Source organism: Streptomyces sp. NPDC058653, from assembly GCF_042716895.1.
Classification (GTDB): Bacteria; Actinomycetota; Actinomycetes; order Streptomycetales; family Streptomycetaceae; genus Streptomyces.
Genome location: NZ_JBHXRM010000027.1, coordinates 86,623 through 109,080, shown reverse-complemented (window position 1 = coordinate 109,080; position 22,458 = coordinate 86,623). Strand labels below are relative to the sequence as shown.

Annotated in this window: 18 protein-coding genes; 11 read left to right on the top strand and 7 right to left on the bottom strand. The window is 72.0% G+C overall.

Annotated features, from left to right (window positions below):
* Nucleotides 1-81 precede the first annotated feature (81 nt).
* On the bottom strand, nucleotides 82-1,002 hold the full coding sequence (locus ACFWU9_RS22920) for an oxidoreductase (protein ID WP_384321234.1): 921 nt from the start codon (nucleotides 1,000-1,002) through the stop codon (nucleotides 82-84).
* A 159-nt stretch (nucleotides 1,003-1,161) separates the two neighbouring features.
* On the opposite strand from ACFWU9_RS22920, the gene ACFWU9_RS22915 reads away from it, so the two are divergent.
* Nucleotides 1,162-2,088: a helix-turn-helix transcriptional regulator gene (locus tag ACFWU9_RS22915; RefSeq protein WP_384321232.1), complete on the top strand. Its 927-nt coding sequence runs from the start codon at nucleotides 1,162-1,164 to the stop codon at nucleotides 2,086-2,088.
* Here the strand turns inward: ACFWU9_RS22915 and ACFWU9_RS22910 are convergent.
* The 5 genes from ACFWU9_RS22910 to ACFWU9_RS22890 all read right to left on the bottom strand — a co-directional run bounded on the left by ACFWU9_RS22910 (nucleotide 2,063) and on the right by ACFWU9_RS22890 (nucleotide 7,006).
* A complete protein-coding gene (locus ACFWU9_RS22910) occupies nucleotides 2,063-2,623 on the bottom strand; it encodes a GNAT family N-acetyltransferase (protein WP_384321230.1) in 561 nt (186 codons plus the stop codon). The genes ACFWU9_RS22915 and ACFWU9_RS22910 overlap by 26 nt on opposite strands.
* A gap of 141 nt (nucleotides 2,624-2,764) precedes the next feature.
* On the bottom strand, nucleotides 2,765-3,679 hold the full coding sequence (locus ACFWU9_RS22905) for an NAD-dependent epimerase/dehydratase family protein (protein WP_384321228.1): 915 nt from the start codon (nucleotides 3,677-3,679) through the stop codon (nucleotides 2,765-2,767).
* Nucleotides 3,679-4,611 carry a carbohydrate ABC transporter permease gene (locus tag ACFWU9_RS22900; protein ID WP_384321226.1) on the bottom strand — a complete coding sequence of 311 codons (933 nt, stop codon included), beginning with the start codon at nucleotides 4,609-4,611 and terminating at the stop codon, nucleotides 3,679-3,681. Before ACFWU9_RS22900 ends, ACFWU9_RS22905 begins: the two co-directional genes overlap by 1 nt.
* The gene (locus ACFWU9_RS22895; protein WP_384321224.1) at nucleotides 4,608-5,630 is read right to left on the bottom strand and encodes a carbohydrate ABC transporter permease; all 1,023 of its coding nucleotides are present in this window, start codon (nucleotides 5,628-5,630) and stop codon (nucleotides 4,608-4,610) included. Before ACFWU9_RS22895 ends, ACFWU9_RS22900 begins: the two co-directional genes overlap by 4 nt.
* Nucleotides 5,627-7,006: an ABC transporter substrate-binding protein gene (locus ACFWU9_RS22890; protein WP_384321222.1), complete on the bottom strand. Its 1,380-nt coding sequence runs from the start codon at nucleotides 7,004-7,006 to the stop codon at nucleotides 5,627-5,629. The genes ACFWU9_RS22895 and ACFWU9_RS22890 overlap by 4 nt, the downstream gene beginning before the upstream one ends.
* 158 nt (nucleotides 7,007-7,164) lie before the next feature.
* Here ACFWU9_RS22890 and ACFWU9_RS22885 point away from each other — a divergent pair, with 158 nt between their 5' ends.
* From ACFWU9_RS22885 to ACFWU9_RS22860, 6 genes are all read left to right on the top strand, one after another.
* Entirely contained in the window at nucleotides 7,165-7,950 is a 786-nt protein-coding gene (locus ACFWU9_RS22885) for an IclR family transcriptional regulator (protein WP_384321220.1), read from the top strand.
* A 104-nt stretch (nucleotides 7,951-8,054) separates the two neighbouring features.
* Nucleotides 8,055-9,341, top strand: a complete 1,287-nt coding sequence (locus tag ACFWU9_RS22880; RefSeq protein WP_384321218.1) for an enolase C-terminal domain-like protein — start codon at nucleotides 8,055-8,057, stop codon at nucleotides 9,339-9,341.
* The gene (locus ACFWU9_RS22875; protein WP_384321216.1) at nucleotides 9,338-10,024 is read left to right on the top strand and encodes a ThuA domain-containing protein; all 687 of its coding nucleotides are present in this window, start codon (nucleotides 9,338-9,340) and stop codon (nucleotides 10,022-10,024) included. Before ACFWU9_RS22880 ends, ACFWU9_RS22875 begins: the two co-directional genes overlap by 4 nt.
* On the top strand, nucleotides 10,009-11,088 hold the full coding sequence (locus tag ACFWU9_RS22870) for a Gfo/Idh/MocA family protein (RefSeq protein WP_384321214.1): 1,080 nt from the start codon (nucleotides 10,009-10,011) through the stop codon (nucleotides 11,086-11,088). The genes ACFWU9_RS22875 and ACFWU9_RS22870 overlap by 16 nt, the downstream gene beginning before the upstream one ends.
* Nucleotides 11,089-11,411: 323 nt before the next feature.
* The gene (locus ACFWU9_RS22865; protein WP_384321212.1) at nucleotides 11,412-14,588 is read left to right on the top strand and encodes an alpha-mannosidase; all 3,177 of its coding nucleotides are present in this window, start codon (nucleotides 11,412-11,414) and stop codon (nucleotides 14,586-14,588) included.
* Nucleotides 14,581-16,950, top strand: coding sequence for an ROK family protein (locus ACFWU9_RS22860; RefSeq protein WP_384321210.1), 2,370 nt, complete (start codon nucleotides 14,581-14,583; stop codon nucleotides 16,948-16,950). Before ACFWU9_RS22865 ends, ACFWU9_RS22860 begins: the two co-directional genes overlap by 8 nt.
* Nucleotides 16,951-17,036: 86 nt before the next feature.
* Here the strand turns inward: ACFWU9_RS22860 and ACFWU9_RS22855 are convergent, their stop codons facing one another.
* On the bottom strand, nucleotides 17,037-18,308 hold the full coding sequence (locus ACFWU9_RS22855; RefSeq protein WP_384321208.1) for a glycoside hydrolase family 71/99-like protein: 1,272 nt from the start codon (nucleotides 18,306-18,308) through the stop codon (nucleotides 17,037-17,039).
* 383 nt (nucleotides 18,309-18,691) lie between these two features.
* On the opposite strand from ACFWU9_RS22855, the gene ACFWU9_RS22850 reads away from it, so the two are divergent.
* The 4 genes from ACFWU9_RS22850 to ACFWU9_RS22835 all read left to right on the top strand — a co-directional run bounded on the left by ACFWU9_RS22850 (nucleotide 18,692) and on the right by ACFWU9_RS22835 (nucleotide 21,915).
* Nucleotides 18,692-19,354 carry a DUF5134 domain-containing protein gene (locus ACFWU9_RS22850; RefSeq protein ID WP_384321206.1) on the top strand — a complete coding sequence of 221 codons (663 nt, stop codon included), beginning with the start codon at nucleotides 18,692-18,694 and terminating at the stop codon, nucleotides 19,352-19,354.
* Nucleotides 19,355-19,526: 172 nt separating this feature from the next.
* On the top strand, nucleotides 19,527-20,462 hold the full coding sequence (locus tag ACFWU9_RS22845; RefSeq protein WP_384321204.1) for a M56 family metallopeptidase: 936 nt from the start codon (nucleotides 19,527-19,529) through the stop codon (nucleotides 20,460-20,462).
* Nucleotides 20,463-20,495: 33 nt separating this feature from the next.
* Nucleotides 20,496-21,200 (top strand): phosphatase PAP2 family protein, encoded by a 705-nt coding sequence (locus ACFWU9_RS22840; RefSeq protein ID WP_384321202.1) that lies wholly within the window; start codon nucleotides 20,496-20,498, stop codon nucleotides 21,198-21,200.
* A 19-nt stretch (nucleotides 21,201-21,219) separates the two neighbouring features.
* Nucleotides 21,220-21,915 carry an HAD family hydrolase gene (locus tag ACFWU9_RS22835; protein WP_384321200.1) on the top strand — a complete coding sequence of 232 codons (696 nt, stop codon included), beginning with the start codon at nucleotides 21,220-21,222 and terminating at the stop codon, nucleotides 21,913-21,915.
* Nucleotides 21,916-22,458: the final 543 nt, after the last annotated feature.

Below are 22,458 nucleotides of genomic sequence, written 5' to 3'. Positions count from 1 at the left end.
CGGGGCAGCGGGGTGGAGCCGGGACGCCGGACCTCTCGGCCGTGCCGGGGGGGCTGGCACTCGGGTCCGGCGTCCCGGCGGTCATAGGTAGCTGACGCCGGTCAGAGCCTCGGCGGCGGCCCACAGCCTCTTCCCGTACGCGGGATCGGCCGCCTCCGGGTTGGGCCGCGTCGGGGCGACCGGGCCGCGGAACTCCTTGAAGCCCGAGGGGCCGTAGAACTGGCCGCCGCGTACGCCGGGCGCGGTCGCAGCGTGCAGTTGCGACCGCGCGCCCGCTTGCACCGGCGCGAACATCAGCTGTGTCGCCCGGTCGATGGCCCGCGAGACCGGGTCCGCCTCCTCGAACGCCCGAGGGCTGAGGTTGGTACGGCAGATCCCGGGATGGGCGACGACGCTGGCGACGGGTGAGCCTTCCCTCTCCAGGCGCCGGTGGAGTTCGAAGCCGTACACGGTGCACGCCAGCTTGGAACGGGCGTACGCGCGGCGGGGTTTGAAGTCGCCGCGCGACATCAGGTCCTCGAAGTCGAGACGGGCGCCCCGGTGGGCGGTGGAGCTGATGCTGACCACGCGCGGGTCGGCCGCGAGGCCGAGGGTGCCGAGCAGCAGGCCGGTGAGGGCGAAGTGGCCCAGCATGTTGACGCCGAAGTGGGCCTCGAACCCGTCCTCGGTGGTGCGGGGCGAACCGAGATGCAGTACACCGGCGTTGTTGACCAGCAGGTCGATCGCCGGGAAGTCGTCACCCATGCCCTTGGCGAAGGCGCGTACGGACTGGAGCGAGGCGAGGTCGAGCCGCCGTGCCTCGATCGCGGCGTTCGGCAAGGACCGCCGGATGTCCGCCACCGCCCGTTCTCCGGCGGCGGTGTTGCGTACGGCCATCACGACGTGTGCCCCGGCCCGGGCGAGTTCGGTCGCGGTGACAAGGCCCAGTCCGGAGTTGGCGCCGGTCACGACGGCGACCCGACCGCTCTGGTCGGGGATGTCACGTTCAGTCCATTCGGTCATGGCCGATGCTCCTGGGAAAAGGGCGTGCACGGCTGGGGAGTGGTGTGCACGGCTGCTCGGCGACAACGGTAGGAAGGGACCGGCGATCCCCGGTCGTACTCCTCTCCCTAGGAGTGACAGACCTACCTTCGGCCCGTGCGGGACCCGCAGACTGTCCGTATGGCCCCCGATCACTCGTTCGCCCGTGAGCTCGGTGACTTCCTGCGCGCCCGGCGCGGCCTGCTGCGCCCCGAGGACGTCGGGCTGGAGCCGGGCCCCCGGCGCAAGGTCACCGGACTCAGACGCGAGGAGATCGCGCTGCTGGCAGGGCTGAGCACCGACTACTACCAGCGCATGGAGCAGGGCCGTGAGGTACGCCCCTCGGACAACGTCCTCGACGACCTCGCCACCGCGCTGAACCTCGACGACGACGAACGCCGGCACCTCTTCGCGCTCGCCCAGGCGGCGCGCCGGCCGCAGCGCGTCCGCAGACGCCGTGCCCCCGAACGTGTGCCGAAGGGCACCCAACAGCTGCTGGCCTCCATGAACACCCCGGCGGTGGTGCTCGGCCGGCATCTCGACCTGCTCGCGTGGAACACGCTCGCCGAGGAGCTGTTCGGCGATCCGAACCAGCAGCCGCCGGAGCACCGCAACATGCTCACCTCGCTGTTCCACGATCCCGAGACCCGGATGCGCTGCCCCGACTGGGAGGCCACCGCGCTCCAGTACATCGGCATGCTGCGCACCTCGGTCGTCACCGACCCGACGCATCCGCGTGCCAGCACGCTCATCGGCGAACTCAGCATCCGCAGCGCGGACTTCCGCCGGCTCTGGGCCCGGCACGAGGTGCGGGAGACGGTGCAGGGGACGAAGCTGTTCCGGCACCCGCAGGTCGGGGAGATCACCGTCGAGTGGGGCAGCTACCCGCTCCCCGGCAGTCCCGGCCCGGTCATGTTCGTCTACACCGCCGAGCCCGGCTCGCCCGACGCCGAACGGCTCCAGCTGCTCGCGTCGCTGCGTGCCGCCCGGACGGGCCCCCACCGCCCTCGTCAGGAGGAAGGGGCGCGGCCGGCCGAGGGTGTCAGCCGGCCTGGTCCAGCGGCTTGACCAGCAGCTCGAAGGCCAGGTCGTCGCGTTGCGGGATGCCGAAGCGCTCGTCGCCGTACGGGAAGGGCAGCAGCTGCCCCGTACGGCGGTAGCCGCGGCGCTCGTACCAGGCGATCAGGTCCTCGCGCTGGACGATCACGGTCATGTGCATCTCGCCGGCGCCCCACTCCGCGTGGGCGCGGCGCTCCGCCTCGGCGAGGACGCGCTTGCCGAGACCGCCGCCCTGCGCGCCGGGGTCGACGGCGAACATGCCGAAGTACGCGGCCGGGCCGCGGTGCTCCAGCTGGCAGCAGGCGACCAGGGCGCCGTCCGCCTCGACGATCATGAGCCGGCTGCCGTCGGCCTCGATCACGTCGAGCACGCCCTGCTCGTCGGTGCGCTGCCCCTCCAGCAGGTCGGCCTCGGAGGTCCAGGACGCGCGGGCGCTCTCACCGCGGTAGGCGGACTCGATGAGGGCCACGAGCGGCTTGACGTCCTCTGCGGTGGCGTCCCGGTAGGTGAGCCGGCCGGGGGCGGGGCGCGGGGCGGTGTCCATGGTGCGCGTTCTCCGAATTCTCCGCCGCGGGGCCGCGGGCGGGCGACACGCCCGAGCCTAACCCCACGTCCCGGCGGAACGGAGCGGAGGGGTGCGCGGAGCCCCCTCGGCTCCGCGTCCGACCGAGCCCTGCGGCGCGCGTCACACCTCCCCTTCCGCGCCCGCGCCCGTGTCGGCGTCGCCCGGCGGGGAGGATGCCGTGCCGTCGGCCGGCACGTCGGCCGGGCTCCTGCGGTACTCCGGTGCGAAGCCCAGCAGTTTCGCGCAGGCCGAGGTGTCGAACAGCGAGGCGTGGCCGGTCAGTTCGGCGAAGTACGGCACACCCGGGTGGTGCTCTTCGAGGAGTTGGGCCGTCGGCACGGGCGACGAGGTGTCGTCGGCCGCCACATTGAGGATATGACACCCAGTCAGTTCGGCTTCGAGTGCGTGACGGACGGCCCTCGCCGCGTCCCTGGTGTCCAGCCATCCCCACAGGTCCATCCGGTGGGCGCCGGGATCGTCGCGTACGGCGGCGAGTTGCGCCGCGAGCCGCTCGCCCGTGCCGGTGAACGGGAACCGCATGCAGACGATGTCCGTGCCGTGGCGCCGGTGTGTGGCGCGTGCCGTCTCTTCGAGGACGAGCTTGGAGAGACCGTACGGGTCCTGGACGAGGGTGGGATGTTCCTCGTCCAGCGGTACGTAGCGGGGCGACTGCGGCCGGGGTGACCAGGCGAGTCCCACGGCCGCCAGGCTGGAGGCCGCGACGACGCGGCGGACGCCGGTGCGGCCCGCCTCGTCCAGGACCCGGTGCGCGGTGAGGCAGTTGGTGGCGAACAGGGCGCTGTCGTCGTCGGAGTTGGGGTGCGGGATGGCACCCAGATGGACGACGGCCTCGGCCCCGGCCATGGCGTCGCGCACCAGCGCGCGATCGCTCAGATCGCCGGTGTGGACGCGGTCCAGGCGTGGATCGTCGACGGGGAGGAGGTCGGTGGCGACGATCCGGTGGCCGTGGGCCAGCAGGTCGTCGATGACATGACCGCCGATGTGTCCGGCGGCTCCGGTGACCAGGACGCGCATCAGCCCTTCACCGCCCCGACGAGACCGTTGACGAAGTAGCGCTGGAGAGAGACGAAGAGCAGGACGACGGGGATGACCACGATGAGGGCTCCGGCCATCAGATTGTTGTAGTGGGGGACGTTCTCGGCCGCGAGGGTCTGCAGGCCGAGCGGGAGGGTGAAGGTGGACTGGTCGTTGAGTGAGACACGGGTGAGCAGATACTCGTTCCAGGTCGGGATCGCGGTCAGCAGCGCGACGGTGATCAGGGCGGGTTGGGCCAGCGGCAGATAGATGTTGAGGAAGATCCGGAACTCGCTCGCGCCGTCGACTCTCGCCGAGTCCCGCAGTTCCGCCGGGATCGCGTTGAACGCCCCGGTCATGAGCAGGATCGACAGGGGCGCGCCGCCGTTGACGAAGGGCAGCACCAGTCCCCAGTGCGTGCCGAGGATGCCCATCTCGTTCTCCAGCAGCACGATCGGCAGCATCACCGTCACGCCCGGCACGAAGAGCAGCGAGAGGAAGAGCCGCGACAGGAAGGTGCGTCCGGGGAAGCGCAGGACGGCGAAGGCGTAGCCGGCCGCCGCGTAGATCACCAGCGTGAGCACGACGGTGTAGAGGGTGACCAGCAGGCTGTTGAGGAAGAAGTCGAAGAAGTGCAGCTTGTTCCAGGTGTCGATCAGCGTGTCGAAGGTGGGGTTCTTCGGGATGAGATGACCGCCGCTGACCACCTCCAGCTGGTCCTTGAAGGCCGCGGAGATCATCCAGAGGAACGGATAGACGCTGACCAGTCCGTATCCGGCGAGCAGCAGACCGACGACGGTACGGGCGAGGATCCGGCGGGTACGGGCCGAGCCGCTCTCGTCCGTCCTGCCGCCGCCTCCGCGCGCCTTGCCGGCTTTCTGTGGGCCTCGACTCGCGCGGGCGCGCTCGTCGGCCAGGGGGATCGACGTCATGTCTTGCTCCGCAGCGCTCGCAGATTGATCAGGGCCAGTACCAGGGCGGCGGCGAACAGCAGCCAGCCGAGCGCGCTCGCGAGGCCGAGAGTGGGCCGCAGCTGTTTGAGGAAGGCCAGGCTGTACGCCTCCAGGCCCAGCACATTCGTGTGGTCGCCGGGTCCGCCGTTCGTCATCACCAGGAAGGTCTGGAAGCCCTGGAGCGAGTCCCGCAGGTTGAGCAGGACGATGATCGCCGTGATCGGGCGCAGCAGGGGCCAGACGACGGCCGTGTTGGTACGCCACCACCCGGCGCCGTCGAGTTCGGCGGCCTCCAGCAGGCTGCGGTCGATGGTCTGCAGGCCTGTCAGATACAGCAGCATCGCGACGGGCACATGGCCCCACACGGTCACCACGATCATGGTGGGCAGGGCGGTGTCGGGGTTGCCTAGCCAGCCCTGCGGCTGCTGGAGCGAGCCGAGTCCGAGCTGGTCGAGCAGGAGGTTGATGGCGCCGTCCGGCTGGAGGATGTACTGCCAGGCGAAGAAGACGGCGATTCCGCTGGTCACATAGGGCAGGAAGAAGACCGACCGGAGGACCGACTGCATTCGGCGTGCCTGGTTGAGCAGGATGGCCAGCGGAAACGACACGAGGACCGTCAGCAGTGGTACGGAGATCATGACCCAGAGCGTGTTCAGGCCCGCGCTGCGCACCCGGGGCGCGTAGATGGGACTGCGCCAGAGCAGATCGGCGTAGTTGTCCAGGCCGACCCAGGTCCAGTGCGGCATGAAGCCGTTCCAGGACGCGAAGCTCAGCAGGAAGCCGTATCCGATGGTGTACAGGCCCATGAGGGCGAACAGGACCACGGCCGGCGCGACGAAGAGATAGCCGGAGAGTGCCTCGCCGCCGATCCGGCGGCGTGGTGGCCGCCCGCCGCCCTTGGCGACGGACCTCGGGCCGGTGCCCCCGGCCGGGGGCGTACGGCTCGCGCCGTCTCCCCCGGCCGCCCCCTGTGCGGTGGTTCGAGGTGCTGTGGTCACTGCGTCGCCCAGTAGTTGCTGTTCAGCTCGCTGAGCTTGTCCCCGGTCCCCGCCGGGCTCTCCTTCCCCAGCGGGGTGAGGTCGGCGAGGAGTTCGCCCGCCCTGTCCTGGTCGTAGCCCGGCGGCCGGAAGTCGTTGAGGCTCGGGTCGTACGTGGTCTCGGGCGTGCCCTTGAAGCTCTCCATCATCGAGGTGAGAGCGGGGCCGAGGACCTTGGCGGAGTCGGCGCCGAGTTCGGTGGCGGGCAGGTCGGCGGAGGCCTTGGCGAACTTCGCGGCGACGTCGGTGCCGGAGAGGAACTCCATCCACTTCTTGGCGTTCTCGGGCTGCTCGCTGGTCGCGGTGAGGCTCAGACCGGTCAGGGCGATCGGGCCGAGCGCGCGGTCGGGGATGGCGCCGTCCTTGGGCGCGGGCATCCCGAAGGCGAACACGTCGTCGGCCTTCATGCCGTTCTGCTGGAGGAAGGCGAGGGTGAAGGTGCCGCCGACGGCGAAGGCCGACTTGCCCTGGGCGAAGGCCTGGTCGGCCTCGTCGATGGTGAGGGTCTGGCTGCCCGGCATCCAGTACGGGGTGATCTCGTCGTACATGGAGAGCACCTTGAGGCCGTTGGGCGAGCTGAAGTCGGCCGCCTTGTCCTTGCCCCAGAGCTTGCCGTAGGCCTCCTTGCCCAGCTGGGCGTAGGCCATGGGCTGGAGGACCCAGGTGAGTCCGGTGGCCTTGACCTTGAGTCCGAGGCTGATGCCGCCGGTCTTCGGGTCCTTGTGGTGGGTGGTCTCGACCGCCTTCAGGAACTCCTCCCAGGTGGCGGGGGCCTCGGTGATTCCGGCGTCGGCCAGCTTCCGCTTGTTGGCGTAGACGATGCCGAAGGTGCCGGCGGTCAGGGGCACGCTGAAGCGCTGGTCCTGCTCGACGCCCTTGAAGGTGGAGTCCTTGGCCTGCGATTCCTTGAACTTCTGCGCGGTGACGGTGCCCGAGCCCTTGATCGCCTCCTGGAAGCGGCCGCTCCAGGAGTCCGGGATCTGGTCCTGGAGGTCGGCGGTGACACCGGCGGCGCCGAGGACGAAGTCCTCGCCGTCGGAGTGCACTTCGAGGACGTCGGGCAGGTTTCCGGTCTTGGCCGAGCTCTGCACCTTGGTCGTGTACGCGTCGTCGGGCGTGTACGCCTCGATCGTGACCGTGATGCCGGTTTCCTTCTTGAACTCGTCCGCCGCCGCGCGCAGGGCGCCGACGTGTGACTGCTTGAAGGTCCACATCTCCAGCGACTTGGAGTCGCCGCCGGAGTCGGAACCGCCGCAGGCGGTGAGTGTGGTCAGTGTGAGCGCGGTGGTCGCGGCCAGAGCCACGAGCCGGACATTCCGCGCGAATGGTATGCGCATGGCCCCTACCTAAGTTTTCGACCGTTCAGAAGACCGAATGGCGTTGGAGTGACTGAACTTATGGTTGCGGTGATATAGCGTCAAGACGCACGTCGAGAATCGTGCTGACCGGATCGCCGAGGGGCGCCGGCGCGGGAAGCGGAGGTTCCGTGGAATCGGTGGCAGCAGCAGCACGAGGTCGTAGGCCCGAGGAGGTCAAGTCCGCGGCACGGGTGCTGGAGGTGCTCGAACTGCTCGGCAACGAGGGCGCCCGGCTCTCGCTCGCCGAGATGGCGAGCGCGATGGCGGTGCCGAAGAGCAGCCTGCACGCGATCCTGCGGACGATGGAGGCGCGGCGCTGGGTGGACCTCGACGCCTCGGGGACCCGTTACAGCCTCGGACTCAAGGCCCTGCTGACGGGCACGGCCTACTTGGAGGGCGACGATGTCGCGAGCCTCGCGGGGCCGGTCCTCGACGCGCTCGCCGAGGAGACGGGCGAGTCGGTGCACCTGGGCAGGCTGGACGGCACGGACGTCGTCTACCTGGCCAAACGCGAGTCACGGCACGCCCTTCGGATGTACTCGGCGGTGGGCAGGCGGCTGCCGGCGCACGCGACGGCCCTCGGCAAGGCGATGCTGTCGCAGTACGACGCCGCCGAGGTGCAGCGCCGGCTGGACTGGCCGCTGGCCCGGCTCACCCCGGACACCGTGACCGACCCCGACGAGCTGATCCGCCAGCTCGCGGAGGCCCGGCTCCAGGGCTGGGCGATGGACGACGGGGAGAACTCCGTGGACATCCGGTGCGTGGCCGTGGCGCTCGGCACCGGGCACGGCGGGGGCGACGCCATCAGCTGTTCGGCCCCCAAGAGCCGGATGGACGACGCCCGCGCGCAGGAGATCGCCGGGGCCGTCACGGAGGCCGCACATTCACTGCGGACCCTCCTCAAACGGCTCGGGCAGCACTGAGGACCGTTCCACCCATATTTGGTAGAGTCATTGACAAATCAAAGACGGTCTCTCTACGTTCGGATAGCAGTACACCATTCTGCTATCTGTACGCTGGAGTTCGTATGGCTCAGCCTGATGCCCGCTCCGACATCCTCGCCCCCGCCCCCTGGGTCGAGGACCGCGGTGCGAAGATCCGCATCACGGCCGTCTCCACCTTCCTCACCGCACCGCACGGCTGCCCCCATCTCATCGTCCGCGTCGAGACCAACGAGCCGGGGCTCTACGGCCTCGGCTGCGCGAGCGACCCGCAGCGCACCCTCGCCGTACGGTCCGTGCTCGACGACTACCTGGGCCCGATGCTCGTCGGCCGGGACCCCGACGACATCGACGACATCCACCGGCTGCTGCTCAACAGCGCCTACTGGCGCGGCGGTTCGGTCACCGGCAACGCCCTCGGCGGGGTCGACGTCGCCCTGTGGGACCTCAAGGCCAAGCGTCTCGGGGCGCCGCTGTACTCGCTGTTCGGCGGCCGGGTCCGTACCCACGCCGAGGCCTACACCCATGTCAGCGGCGCCGACGCCGACGAGATCGCCGAGAAGGTCGTGGCCGCGCGCGGACGCGGCTACCGCCATGTCCGGATCCAGGCGTCCGTCCCCGGCTCCGACACCTACGGCACCGGCGCCGCGGCCTCCACCGACGCCCGCGCGCTGCGCACCCGCTCGGTGCCCTGGGACTCCGCCGCGTACGTGCGCACCGTGCCGCGCGTCCTGACGGAGGTGCGTGAACGGGTGGGCGAGGAGGTCGAGTTGCTGCACGACGTGCACGAGCGCCTCGACCCCCGGCAGGCCCGGGACTTCCTGCGCCGGGTCGAGGACGCCGGTCTGTACTTCGTGGAGGATCTGCTCGCCCCCGAGGACGCCGGCCACTTCGCCGCGCTGCGGGCCGGCTCCCCGGTACCGCTCGCCGTCGGCGAACTCTTCCACGACGTGGGCCAGTTCCTGCCGCTGCTCGACGCCGGCGCCATCGACTTCGCGCGGATCCGCGTCCCCACCCTCGGCGGTCTCACCCCGGCCCGCAAGCTCGCAGCCTACTGCGAGTTGCGCGGCACCCGGCTCGCGCCGCACGGCCCGGCCGACGTCAGCCCCGTCGCCCAGGCCGCCACGCTGGCCATGAACATCAGCAGCCACGCCTTCGGTGTGCAGGAAGCGGCGGTCTTCAAGCCTGCCGTTCTGGAGGTCTTCCCCGGTACGGTCGTGGCGCACGACGGCGCGCTGACCCCGCACGAGAAGCCGGGCCACGGCGTCGACTTCGACGAGGTCGCGGCACGCCGGTATCCGGTGCCCGAGCCGCTGGAACACGACCGCTGGGCCCTGCTGCGCAACACCGACGGGAGCGTGCAACGACCATGACAGCCACCCCATCGGGCCCGCCGCCCACCGCCGGCCCCCGGCGCGCGCTGGTCGTCCGTGGCGGCTGGGAGGGCCACCAGCCGGTCGCGATCACGGATCTCTTCGTGCCCTTCCTCAAGGACAACGGTTTCGAGGTCGAGACGGCCGGCACCCTGGACGTCTACGCCGACGCCCCGCTCCTCGCCGCCACCGATCTCGTCGTCCAGTGCTGGAGCATGGGCCGGATCAGCGAGGAGCAGTGCGCGGGCCTGACCGCGGCGGTCCACGCGGGCACGGGCTTCGCCGGCTGGCACGGCGGCATCGTCGACTCCTTCCGCGGCGACGTGAACTACCAACTCCTCACCGGCGGCCAGTTCCTGATGCATCCGGCGGGCTTCTCCGACCACACGGTGCGGATCGTGCCGGAGCGGGCGGACCATCCGGTCGTCGCCGGGCTGGCCAACTTCGACGTCCACACCGAGCGCTACTGGACGGCCACCGACCCCCTGATCGACGTCCTCGCGACGATCGGGTTCGAGGCCGACGAGATCCGGGCACGGCCGGTCACCATGCCCGCCGTCTGGACCAGGACCCGCGCCGCGGGCCGTGTCTTCGTCTCCACCATCGGTCACAAGCCGGACGACTTCGACGTGCCGGAGGTACGGACGCTGACCGAGAGGGGGCTGCTGTGGGCGAGCCGCTGAGGGTCGGCATGGTCGGCGCGGGGAAGATCAGCGGTGAGTACGTGAGCACGCTGGAGCGGCTCGACACCGTACGGCTGACCGCCGTGACCGACCTCGACACGGCCCGCGCCGAGGAGGTCGCCGCGCGCGTACCGGGCGTCGCCGTCGCGGCCTCGGCCGCCGAGCTGGTCGCACGCCCCGACGTCGACGCCGTCCTGAACCTGACCCTGCCCGCCGTACACGCGGAGGTGGCGCGCGCCGCGCTCGACGCGGGAAAGCATGTGTACGGCGAGAAGCCGCTCGCCATGACCCGCGAGGAGGCCGACGGTCTGCTCGCGGCGGCCGACGGGCGCGGGCTGCGGATCGGCTGCGCCCCGGACACCGTGCTCGGTACGGGGGTGCAGACCGCGCGCGCGGCGGTCGACGACGGGCTCATCGGCGCCCCGGTCGCCGCCACCGCGTTCATGACCACACCGGGCCATGAACGCTGGCACCCCGCCCCCGAGTTCTACTACCGCCCCGGCGGCGGGCCGCTGCTCGACATGGGCCCCTACTACCTCTCCGCCCTCGTCCATCTGCTGGGGCCCGTCGGCCGGGTCACCGGCGCCGCGTCCATGCCACGGACCGAACGGACCGTCGGCGCCGGGCCGCGCGCCGGCGAGCACTTCGACAGCGAGGTGGACACCCATGTCACCGGGCTCCTGGAGCACACCGGCGGCGCGCTCACCACGCTGGTGATGAGCTTCGACATCCAGGCCGCGCGGCTGCCCCGCGTCGAGGTGCACGGCACCGAGGGCTCGCTCTCCCTCCCGGACCCCAACGGCTTCGACGGTCCTGTGGAGTTGCACCGGGCGGGCGGTGCGTGGGAGCGGCTCCCGGTGTCGGGCGGCTACCGCGACGCCGGGCGCGGGACGGGCCTGGCGGATCTGGCGACCGCGCTCGCGGACGACCGGCCGCACCGGGCCTCCGGCGAACTCGCCCGCCATGTCCTCGACGTGATGCTGACACTGCTCGACGCGGCGCGCGAGGGCCTCTGGCTCCCGGTGCGTACGACTTGCGCGCGGCCCGAGGCCGTACGGCCCTAAGGACCCACCGCCCCGGCGCGGGACCCCTCACACGGACGGCAGGAAGGCGGCGGCCTTCCTGCCGTTCTTCGCCACCGCTCCCCGTCCTTCTCCGCTCCGTCGGTCCCCCGGCTCTTCCCCGCCTTTCCGCGCGGCCCTGTTCGGCCGCCCGAACGTCAGGGGAATTAATGTCCAGGAGCAGAACTTTCCGGGCGGGAATTCGACTGACAATTCAATCGCAAGGCGCTCACCACCAGGAACTCAGAAGTAATCGGGACGGGCGTTGACTTGATAACACTCTTGGTTTTACATGGCGGACATCAGCAGGACAGGAAGGGCCGCCCATGCATGACCGAACGAAGTCCGGAGAGGCGCGCGTAGCCCACTTCCTCGACCGTCGGCTGCGGCCCGCGCTGTACGGCGGGCGGCTTCCCATGGAGGTCGGGGCCTGGCACATCCCGGGCGAGCCGGTGCCCGTCCAGGTCGCGCTCCGTGCCGGTTACACGCCGTTCGTCGTCGGCGGGACATGGGGCGGCGGCCCCTGGTCCACCAGCTGGTTCCGTTTCGCCGCCGATGTGCCCGAGCGGTGGGCGGGCCGCCGTGTGGAAGCGCTCATCGACCTCGGGGGCGACGGGGCCGAGGGGCTGGTCCACGACGAGCACGGCACACCGCTCCAGGGCCTGCACCCGCACAACAGCACCGTGACCGTCGCGACGCAGGCCGGGGGCGGCGAGTCCGTACGGCTGCTCGTCGAGGCCGCGGCCAATCCCGCGATCGACGCGGCCACCGGAGTCGGTGCCCGCTTCGGCGACCCGGTCACCGCCGGCGACGAGCCCCTCCACCGGCTGCTCCGGGCGGACCTCGCCGTACGTGACGAGACCATCTGGCAGCTCATCCATGACATCGATGTCCTGGAGAGTCTGATGCGGGCGCTGCCCGCCGGCCTGCCGCGCCGCCACGAGATCCTGCGGGCGCTGGACCGAGCGATCGACGTCGTCGACCCCCGTGACATCCCGGGGACGGCCGCCGGCGCGCGGGAGGTGCTCGCGCCGGCGCTGGCCCGCCGCGCGCACGAGTCCGCGCACACCGTCGCCGCCGTCGCGCACGTGGCGACGGGATCGGCCCGGCTGCGGCCGATGCGCGAGAGCGTACGGGCCGGAGCCCGCGCCTTCAGCAGTGTGACCGCCCTCGCGGACGAGTACCCGGAGCTGGTGTTCGCCGCCTCGTCCGCGCAGCAGCACGCCTGGATGAAGGACCAGCATCCGCATGTCTTCGAGCGGATACGCAAGGCCGTCGCCCGCGGCAACTGGGTCCCGGTGGGCGGGATGTGGGTGGAGCCGGACCCGAATCTGCCCGGCGGGGAGTCGCTGGCCCGGCAGTTCACCCACGGCCGGCGCTTCTACCGCGAAGAGCTCGGCCTGGACCCGGACGGTGTCTGGCTGCCCGGCCCCGGCGGTCTGACCGCCGCCATCCCCCAGCTCGCGGCGCTCACCGGGGCGCGCTGGGCGCTCGGCCACGCGCTCGCCGCGCACGACCCCAACTCCCTTCCGCACCACACGTTCTGGTGGGAGGGCGTCGACGGGAGCCGGATCTTCACGCACTGCCCGCCGGCCGGACCGCACCACGCGTCCCTGACGGGGCCGGAGTTGGCCAACGCGGTCGCCGCGTACGCGGAGAAGGGCGGCGGCAGCCGTTCGCTGATGCCCTTCGGCCATGGGCAGGGGGCCGCAGAGGCGGACCACGAGGGCGAAGGACCCACCCGCGAGGCGCTGGAACGCGCCCGGAGGCTGGCCGACCTGGAGGGCTCGCCGCGCGTCGAGATCCAGCACCCCTCGCACTTCTTCCGGGACGCGCTCGACGAGTACCCGCACGCCCCGGTGTGGCGCGGTGAGCTGTACGCCCAGACGCACCACGGCGCGTACACGAGCCAGGCCCGCACCAAGCGTGGCAACCGCCGCAGTGAATCCCTTTTGCGCGAGGCCGAGTTGTGGTCGGCGACGGCGGCGGTACGGGACGGGGTGCCGTATCCGTACGAGGAGTTGGACACCCTGTGGAAGCGGGTCCTGCTGCTCCAGAGCCGGGACATCCTGCCGGGTGGCGCGATCGCCTGGGTGCACGAGGAGGCGGAGCAGGCGTACCGCGAGGTCCACCGCCGGCTCCGGGCCCTGATCCTGCGCTCGGCGGGCGGACCGGACGGTGCCACGGTCCTCAACGCCGGGCCGCGCGCCCGCCGCGAGGTCGTCGTGCTCGACCGGGACCGGCTGACGGGCGTGGTGGAGACGGGCCAGCCGCTGTCCGGCGGGCGGCTCGCCGTTCTGGCCGAGGCCCCCGCGCTCGGCCGGGGCACGGCCGGGCTGCCGCTCGGGGGGACGGCCCCGGTGACGGTCACGCCCGTGGACGAGGACCGGGGCGGCGGGCAGCTGCTGGACAACGGGCTGCTGCGGGTCCATGTCGACGCGGCGGGGCTCGTACGCTCCGTGCGCGATCTGACCGCCGACCGCGAGGCCATCGCGCCGGGCGGCGCGGGCAATCTGCTCCAGCTGCACCGGGACGACCCGGCGCGGTGGAGCGCCTCGGCCCTCGACGCCCCGCACGGCGACTCACCGGCCGACGGCGCCGCCCACGGCACCCGGCGTGATCTCGACACGGCGTCGTCCGTCGAAGTGACCGACAGGGGGCCGCTGTTGGCGCGGGTACGGGTGGAGCGGGGCACCGGCAGGTCCACCATCACGCAGTCGCTGACGCTGACGGCCGGCGGGCGCGCGCTGACCGTCGACACCGACGTCGACTGGCGCGAACAGGCCACCCTCCTCAAGGCGGTCTGGCCGCTGGACGTACACGCGGAGAGCAGCCGGGGCGAGATCCAGTACGCCCATGTCGAGCGCCCGACCCATGAGAACACCGGCTGGGACGCGGCCCGTTACGAGCAGTGGGCGCACCGCTGGATCCATGTCGGCGAGCACGGCTGGGGCGTGGCGCTCGCGTCCGACGCGACGTACGGCTACGACGTGTCGCGCCACACCCGCGCGGACGCCGGGACCACCACGCTCGTGCGGCTCTCGCTGCTGCGCGCCGCGCGCGGCCCCGACCCGCACGCCGACCGGGGTCCGCAGACCTTCCGGCACACGGTGCGGCCCGGCGCCGACGTGGCCGACGCGATCTCCGAGGGGTACGCGCTCAATCTCCCGCTGCGGCCCGGTCCGGCGGCCGGGGCTTCCGAGGAGCCTGGGCCACTCGTGGCGTTGGAGGGTCCGGACGTCGTGGTGGAGGCGGTGAAACTCGCCGACGACCGGTCGGGCGACGTGGTGGTCCGGCTGTACGAGTCACGGGGCGGCCGGGCCCGTACGACGCTGACCGCCGGCTTCCCGCTCGCCGCCGTGCACGAGACCGATCTGCTGGAGGACATGATCGACGTCCTTGCCCACAGGGGCCGTTCGGTGGAGCTGACGCTGCGGCCCTTCCAGATCCTGACACTGCGGCTGGTCCGCGGGGGCGGCCCGAAGGGAGGCCCGGGTGTCTGACACCCGACCGGCCGAACCCGCCGACGGCATGCTCTCCCCCGAACTCCGGGCCGTCCTGCGCCGCTGGGCCGACGAGGGCGGTCCGCTCGCCACCCGCGCCGGGGTCGTGCTGCTCGCGGCCGACGGGCTGCGCGACGCGGAGATCTCACGCCGGCTCGGGGTGTCGCGGCAGACGGTCGGCAGTTGGCGGCAGCGCTGGACGAGCGCGGGCATCGACGGTCTGGAACACCGGCCGCGCACGGGCAGACCGGCCACGGTCGACGAGGCCGAGGTCGTCACCCGTACCCTGCTCGCCCCCGGCGGCAGCGGCGCCTCGCGGGCGGTGGCGCGGGAGTTGGGCCTCTCGCACGCCACGGTCGCCGGAATCCGCCGCCGCTGGCGCCTGGTCCCCGACGAGCCGGTGGCGCCGTCGGTGCCGGCCCGGCCGCCGCTGCCGGGCGGCGACGTGTGGGTGATGGGCCTGTACGTGGACGGACTGCGCGGGGTGCTGCTGGCCGGGACCCGGCTGGTGGCGAGCGCCCCGGCCACGGCGGGCACGGTGATCGGCGCGGATGTCCTGGCGGGTCTCGACCGGTCGCTGGACGCGGCGCTGGCGTCGACGCGGCATCACGGCGCCGGTCCGTCCGCCGGCTCCGACCGGGCCGACGAATCCGAGCACGGACCGCGTCCGGCGCCGGGCCCGGCGGACGCGCCGGGCCGCGGCTCCCCGCGCCGCGCGGACGTCCTCGCCTCCGACCGGGCGCTGACCGGCTATCTCGCGCAGGCGAGCCGGCGCCATCCCGACCTCGCCCTGCACGCGATCACCCTCTGGGACACCGCGCCGGGCAGCGACCCCGCCCCCGCCGCCGACGTCCCCCAACCGGCCGACGCCCGAGCCGTGGTGACGTGCCATCACATCCCGGCCCGGTCCACCTGGCGCACCTTCCTGCGGGCCATGATCGCTCTCGACAGCACCAGCCATCCGGAGTCGTCCCGGCGCGTCTATCTCGACCTGGCGGCCGAACTGGAGCGGTACGCGGCGGAGGACGCGGACGACCCGCAGCACACCGTGCGCTGGCTGCGCGAGAACGTGGCGGGCCATCTCGGCGCCGACGAGGCGACGGACAGCTCCGCGCGCGGCCACACCTGGAGCGGTGTCAACCAGATCGACCTGGGGTCGTTCAACGAGTGCGTGGTCATCGAGACCGTCCGCCTCTCCGGCACCATCACCCGGGGCGAGATCGCCCACCGCACCGGCCTCACCCAGCAGTCGGTGTCCCGTATCGCGCGGTCGCTGCTGGACCGGGGCATCCTGATCGAGGAGGCGCAACTGCGCGCCACCTCGGGCAAACCGCGTACGCCGGTACGGCTGCGCGGAGCCGCCGCGCACGCGCTCGGCATCCATATCGATCCCGAGCTGCTGACCGCGGTGGTGATCGACCTGGACGGGGCGATCGTCCACACCCGCACCCGGTCGGTCAGCGCGGACACCGATCCGGCGGAGTTCGTGGAGCGGGTGGCCGCGCTGGGCCGCCAGACGCTGGCCGAGGCGGGCGGGGCGGTACGGCCCGAGGGGTTCCTCGGCATCGGGGTCGCGGTGCCGGGCCCGGTGGACATCGCGTCCGGGACGGTGCTGGGGCCGCCCCTGATGTCGGCCTGGGGCGATCTTCCGCTGCTCTATCTCCTCAAGGACCACTTCCCCTGCCCGGTGATCATGGAGAAGGACTCGACGGCGGCGGCGGCCGGCGAGCGCTGGATCGGCCGCGACCGGCGGGCCAGGGACTTCGCGTATCTCTATCTCGGTACGGGGGTGGGCACCGGCCTCTATCTGAACGGCGACATCTACCGGGGTGTCAGCTCCAACGCGGGCGAGTTCGGCCAGCTCTGCGCGATCGCCCTGGGCCGGGTGGACGAGGACGGCCGCCCCGAGATCCTGCCCGAGTGCAATCCGCCGGTCTCCGTGCCCGACCTGGCGGCGCGCGGCGGTCTGCGCCCGGCGGCGGCGAGCGGCAGCATCGCCGCGTATCTCGCGGTGGGCCGGGCCGCGGCGGCGGGCGACCGGGCGGCGACGGCGGCCGTACGTGAGGTGGCGCGGGCGGTCGGACGGGGCGCGCTGGGCCTGACCGATCTGCTGGACATCGATCTGATCGTCCTCGGCGGGCCGTTCTTCACCGACGACGTCGCCGACTTCTATCTGGCCGAGATCGCCCGTACCGTCAACGAGTTCCCGACCGCCCGGCGGCTGCGCCGGGTCGAGGTGGAGCCCTCCGTGCTGAGCGCGGGGGCCGCGGCCGTCGGGGCGGCCTCCACCATCTTCCACGCGACGTTCACTCCGAGGCTGCGCGGGCGCGAGACACGGGCGCGCCAGCTGCCGACGAGCTGACGGCGCGCGGGCCGCCGGGGAGGATCCCGGCGGCCCGCGCCCTTGCTGTGACCGGTCGCCGGACGGGCCGGCTCCGCCTCGGGGCGCTACCTGGGCGGGGTGGGCCGGGTGGCGGTGAGTCCTATCTGCTTCTTGAGCATCCGGCCGCCGTCACCGGTGAGCCGGAGGTAGTAGTCCGACGAGCAGGCCGTGCCGTCCTCGTCGAGGGCCCAGATGCCGGAGCCGGACGGCACCTGCGAGCCGTTCTCCGCGGTCTTGGCGATCTGGTTGCCCTCGTTGTACTCGTCGAACATGGAGATGTAGATCCCCGCGACGTTGAGCCGGCACATGTTGTAGAACTGCCGCCACATGAAGTCGCCGTGGGCGCGATGCCTGGACTGGAGGTCTCCCGGCATCACGCAGGGCTGGTAGTCGATGCCGCTGGCGTCGCAGTCCGCCTTGTCGGGGGTGTTGACGTCCCGGTAGAACTGGTCGGCCTGGGCGACGGTGCCCATCCGCCCGACCATCCACGGCGAGATCATGTTGAAGGCGTGGTAGACCCCGGAGAAGCCGGGCCGGGAGTCGCTGTTGCCGTTGCGCCAGTGCGTGGGCACACCGCCGATGACGTAACAGCCCTGTCCCTTGAACCAGTTGATGACGTCCAGGCACTCCGGGGGCGCGAACGGACGCTTGTCGTCGGCGAAGCCGAAGCCCCAGATACAGACGACGGGCTTGCCGTTCTGCTTCGCGTACGCGCCCGACGACGTGTACGCCTTCATCTTGTTGGTCCAGTCCTGCTTGATCTCCGACTGCATGGCCCGCCAGTCGGTGACGTCGTACATGATGTAGAACTTCCGGCCGTTGGCCTCCGCCGACTGGCGTACCTTGCGCGCCATCGCGTCACGGATCGGGCCTTCGCCGCCCATGGGATTGAACCGCTGGAGCGCGGCGGTGTCGCAGTTGTTCTCGCGCATCCACCGGAAGTGGGTGTCGACGGTCTGCTGGTCGTGCGAGGAGAACAGCGAGGCCGGCTGGCCATTGTTCAGATTCGGATAAGCCGTGGGGAATGTACGGGTGTACTCGCGCACATCCGGCCACGACTTGATGGTCGTATTGCCGAGCGACGGCGGCTGCCCGGCGTTCTGGCTCCAGTGCCACCAGCTGTCGATCGGGGAACCGTCGCCCTTGCAGGCGAACCAGCCCTGGTACCCGACGCTGATCTTGCCGACCACGTCGCCGGGGGGACTCGCGGCGGGTGCCGCTTGCGCCCTGCCACGTGGCCCTGTCGCGGCGCCGGCCTGCTGGCTGCCGAGGACACCACCGGCCGCTGCTGTGCCGGCCAGCGCCGACGCTATGACGGCGCGTCTCGAAATACTCACGGAGTATTTCCTCCCACTAGAAATCTGCCAGGAAAAACGCGTATCCACGGGGGTGGGGGGAATTACAGGCGGCGGCAGCCCGCCCGCCTCCGTGGCGCACCATCGCAAAGTATCCGCGTCCCGAGGGTCACCACAAGGTCCCCGGGACGCTTTTGTCCAGACCAATTCGGAAGAGTTGTGTCAGCCTATTTTCTTTACGTTTTCCGTTTCCAGTGGAATGCGAGAAGCAGGCGGTTTCCACGCCTGCCGACCGGTGGCTGAGGCCCCCCGTGTGCTCCCCCCGTGTCTCTCTGCGCTCGCGTGCGCCTCGAACGACTGGGGCATTTCACCGTTGACACCGTTTGTGCGGACATTGTTGGAGCGTGGCGAGGGGGAGGTGCGCGGTGCACGGACCGGCGACCGCCGGCTGGCTGGTCGTGGCGCTCTGCGCGGCGGCCGGGACCTACTGCCTGCTGGGACCGCGGGGCGGCGGCGGGTGGCGCGGCACGGCCGGCGGCGAGGCCCTGATGGGATTCGGGATGGCGGCGATGGCGGTGCCGGCCGCGGTGATCACTCCCCCGCGCTGGGTCTGGCTGGTGTACGCGACGGTGTTCGGGGTCGCGGCGCTCCGCGCGCTGGGCCCGGCCCGGGGAACCTCGCACCATTTGCACCATCTCGTGGGGATGCTCGCCATGGTCTACATGGCGGTGGCGATGGCCCTGCTCCCCGGCGGCGCGCACGCCGGGCACGAGGCGGGCGGCACCCCCCTGGCCACGGGTGTGCTGCTGATCTACTACGCCGGGTTCGTGCTGTGGACGGGCGCGCGGCTGCTGCCGTTGCAGAGCGTGAGCGCGCCGGAGCGAACGGGCCCGATCGTGCCCGGGACGGGCGGGGAGAGCACGGAGAGCGGCGGTGAGTTCGGCGGCGTGGGCGGTGCCCTCGGTGGAGCGGCCACCGGGGTCGTGACGGACACCGCGACGGGCGTTCGGGACGGCCGGCCCGAGCTGACGCTGGCCTGCCGGCTCTCGATGGGCATCGCGATGCTGGCGATGCTGCTCACGCTCTGACGCACGACCGACGACCTACGACGCGCGGGCAGCGCGGGCCGGACGTCCCGGGCCAGGCCTCCCGGCCGGGCGGGACTCGTAAGGCAGGCGCGGGGCGCGACGACCGTGTCCTGCGTCACTTGGCGCCCCTGGCCGCCCCTCTGAGCGGCGCCGCACTCATAAACTGACGACCATGATGGTCTCCCTCGTGCTGCTGACGCTCGGTGCGCTGGCCGCGGTGGTCGCACCGCGACTGCTGGCGCGCACCGAATGGCCCGAGCGCGAGCCGGTGGTGGCCCTCTGGGTCTGGCAGTGCGTGGTGGCCGCCGTACTGCTCTGCTGCGTCCTCGCCATGACCTTCAGCGCGGCGGCGGCCTGGCTGGCCGTACGGGGACATGTCTTCGCCCCGGCCCCGAGCGGGGTCGTGGAGGCGTACGCGCTCGGCACGCACCGGCCCTGGTCCGCGGCGCTGGCCGTGCTGCTCGCGGCCGGCGGTCTCTGGACGGGCGCGATGCTCACGCGCGAGATCCACCGGGCGCACAGGCGCCGCAAGCGGCGGCGCGAGGAACTGCTCGTCCGCTCACCGCTGTTGCCGGGCGAGGAGTCCGGCGGCGACCCCCTGGTCGTCCTTGAGGGCGAGCGCCCCGGTGCCTGGTGGCTGCCGGGCGCCGCCCCGCAGCTGGTCATCACCACGGCGGCCCTGCGGCGGCTCAAGGGCCGTCAGCTCGACGCGGTGCTGGCCCATGAACAGGGCCACGCCCGGGCCCGGCACGACTGGCTGCTGCACTGCTCGTCCGCGCTGGCCAACGGCTTCCCGCAGGTGCCCGTCTTCGCCGCGTTCCGGGCCGAGATGCACCGCCTGGTCGAGCTGGCCGCCGACGATGTCGCCTCGCGCCGTTTCGGGCGGCTGACGATCGCGCTCGCCCTGGTCGAACTGAACGAGGACCGGGGGGTGTTCGGCCCCTGCCCCACGCCCGACACCGAACTGCCGCGCCGGGTCGACCGGTTGCTGACGCCTCTTCCCCGGCTCACGGCGGGCCGCCGGCTGCGGCTGACGGCGGCGGCGGCCCTGGTGCCCGCCGTTCCGCTCGTGGTGGCGTTCATCCCGGCCCTACGCACGCTGGGATAGTTTGCCGGGCCCGTCGTAGTGAAGGATCAGCGCATGCAATCCCCCGCCGTGCCGCCGCAGTCACGTTCGGACTCACCGTCGCCGCCCACGCCGTCGGGAGCCGTGACCCCGGCCCGTCTCGCGGTCGTCCTGGGCGTGGCGTCCCTGGTACTGCTGGCGCTCGTCGCCGCCGGGTGGGGTCCGCTGTTCTCGCTCGACCGGACCATCTCGGTCGATCTGCACCGGTCGGCGGTCGACGCCCCGGGCGCCACCCACGCGAACCGGATTCTCACCGACTGGGTCTGGGACCCCTGGACGATGCGCCTCCTGACGGCCGTCGCCTTCTTCCTGCTCTGGTTCAGCGGCTCACGCCTCCTGGCCTGTTGGGTCGCCCTGACGTCCCTGGTCGGCGCGCTGGTGTCGCAGGGGGTGAAGGCGGCCGTCGGCCGTGAGCGCCCCAGCTGGCCGGACCCGCTCGATTCGGCCCACTACGCGGCGTTCCCTTCGGGCCACGCGATGACCGCCACCGTCACCGTCGGAGTACTGCTGTGGCTCCTGCGGGGACACGGCCTGAGCGGCCCTCTGTGGCGCGCCGCCCTGGTGGTGGGGGCCGTGTCGGTGCTCGGCTCCGGGTTCAACCGCGTCTGGTTGGGCGTGCACTGGAGTTCGGACGTGGTGGGCGGCTGGCTGTTCGGGGCGTGTCTGGTGGCCGTGTCCGTCGCCACGTACGAAGGACGGGCCTTGTCCCGATGGCGGTGACCCCGCGAGGATCGGGTCCATGAAGATCAAGGGTGTGCTTTTCGATTTCTCAGGAACTCTGTTCCGCATCGAATCGGCCGGTTCCTGGCTGCGGGCCGTACTCGACGAGTTGAGCGTTCCGGTGCCGCCCGACGAGGTCCGGCGGTACGCGGTCCAGCTGGCCGTCGCGGGCGCCCTGCCCGGCGGATCGTCGCCGCAGCAGCTGCCGCCGGATCTGGCGGGTCTGTGGGCGACGCGCGACGAGAGCGCGGAGCGGCACAGGGCCGCGTACACCGGCCTCGCCCGGCAGGTGGTGCTCCCCGACCCCCGGCTCTACGACGCGCTCTACGAACGGCACCGGACGCCCGACGCCTGGCGTCCGTACGCGGACACGGCGGAGGTGCTCGGCACCCTGAAGCGTGAGGGCATCGGTGTCGGTGTCATCAGCAACATCGGCTGGGACCTGCGCCCGGTCTTCCGCGCGCACGGTATGGACGAGTACGTGGACGCCTATGTGCTCTCCTACGAGCACGGCGTCCAGAAACCGGACCCGCGGCTCTTCGGCACGGCCTGCGAGGCTCTCGGACAGGATCCGCGCGACGTGCTGATGGTGGGCGACAACCGAGAGGCGGACGGCGGGGCGGCCGAACTGGGCTGCGCCGTCCACTTCGTGGACCATCTGCCGGTGGAGGAGCGCCCGGCCGGCCTGCGCCCGGTCCTCGCCCTGACCCGCTGAGGGAGCCCGCCCCTGCCACCCGGGGCGGCGGCGAGGTCCGGGACCGCTTCACGGGGCGGGCGGCGACGCTGCTCGCCCCGGGGGTGGGTCCCGGCGACGGCGACGGCCGTCATGGAGCGGGTACGCGTCGGGGGCGCCGTACCCGCTCGCGTAGGAGCTCGCCTCGGCCCCTACGTCCCGCCTGCCCAACTCACGGGAGGCCCAGGGCGATCGACGCGGCACGCGGTGGTGCGCGACTCGGCTCGGCGCACGGCGAGGTACACGCCGTGGGCTGCCGGCCCGGACGGTGACACGCACGGCCCCGGGCCGGGCACGCACGCCGCCCGGGGTGGCCGAAGTTCGTTACTTGACCGGGCCATGCCACCCCGTCACGATGTGCGCGAACAACCAGGCCCCGCCCGGTGAACCGGCCCCGGCCGCCCGGCGGACGCCAACCCCCCACCCCCCATCCGGGAGACAACATGCGACTTCGAATACGCGAGCACAGATCGAGGACCGCCGCTCTCGCGGTCATGCTGGCGCTCGCCGTGGCCGTCCCGTTCA

Coding starts and splice junctions, on each gene's coding strand:
- ACFWU9_RS22920 (WP_384321234.1), bottom strand. CDS start 1,002: ATGACCGAATGGACTGAACGTGACATCCCCGACCAGAGCGGTCGGGTC.
- ACFWU9_RS22915 (WP_384321232.1), top strand. CDS start 1,162: ATGGCCCCCGATCACTCGTTCGCCCGTGAGCTCGGTGACTTCCTGCGC.
- ACFWU9_RS22910 (WP_384321230.1), bottom strand. CDS start 2,623: ATGGACACCGCCCCGCGCCCCGCCCCCGGCCGGCTCACCTACCGGGAC.
- ACFWU9_RS22905 (WP_384321228.1), bottom strand. CDS start 3,679: ATGCGCGTCCTGGTCACCGGAGCCGCCGGACACATCGGCGGTCATGTC.
- ACFWU9_RS22900 (WP_384321226.1), bottom strand. CDS start 4,611: ATGACGTCGATCCCCCTGGCCGACGAGCGCGCCCGCGCGAGTCGAGGC.
- ACFWU9_RS22890 (WP_384321222.1), bottom strand. CDS start 7,006: ATGCGCATACCATTCGCGCGGAATGTCCGGCTCGTGGCTCTGGCCGCG.
- ACFWU9_RS22880 (WP_384321218.1), top strand. CDS start 8,055: ATGGCTCAGCCTGATGCCCGCTCCGACATCCTCGCCCCCGCCCCCTGG.
- ACFWU9_RS22875 (WP_384321216.1), top strand. CDS start 9,338: ATGACAGCCACCCCATCGGGCCCGCCGCCCACCGCCGGCCCCCGGCGC.
- ACFWU9_RS22865 (WP_384321212.1), top strand. CDS start 11,412: ATGCATGACCGAACGAAGTCCGGAGAGGCGCGCGTAGCCCACTTCCTC.
- ACFWU9_RS22845 (WP_384321204.1), top strand. CDS start 19,527: ATGATGGTCTCCCTCGTGCTGCTGACGCTCGGTGCGCTGGCCGCGGTG.
- ACFWU9_RS22840 (WP_384321202.1), top strand. CDS start 20,496: ATGCAATCCCCCGCCGTGCCGCCGCAGTCACGTTCGGACTCACCGTCG.
- ACFWU9_RS22835 (WP_384321200.1), top strand. CDS start 21,220: ATGAAGATCAAGGGTGTGCTTTTCGATTTCTCAGGAACTCTGTTCCGC.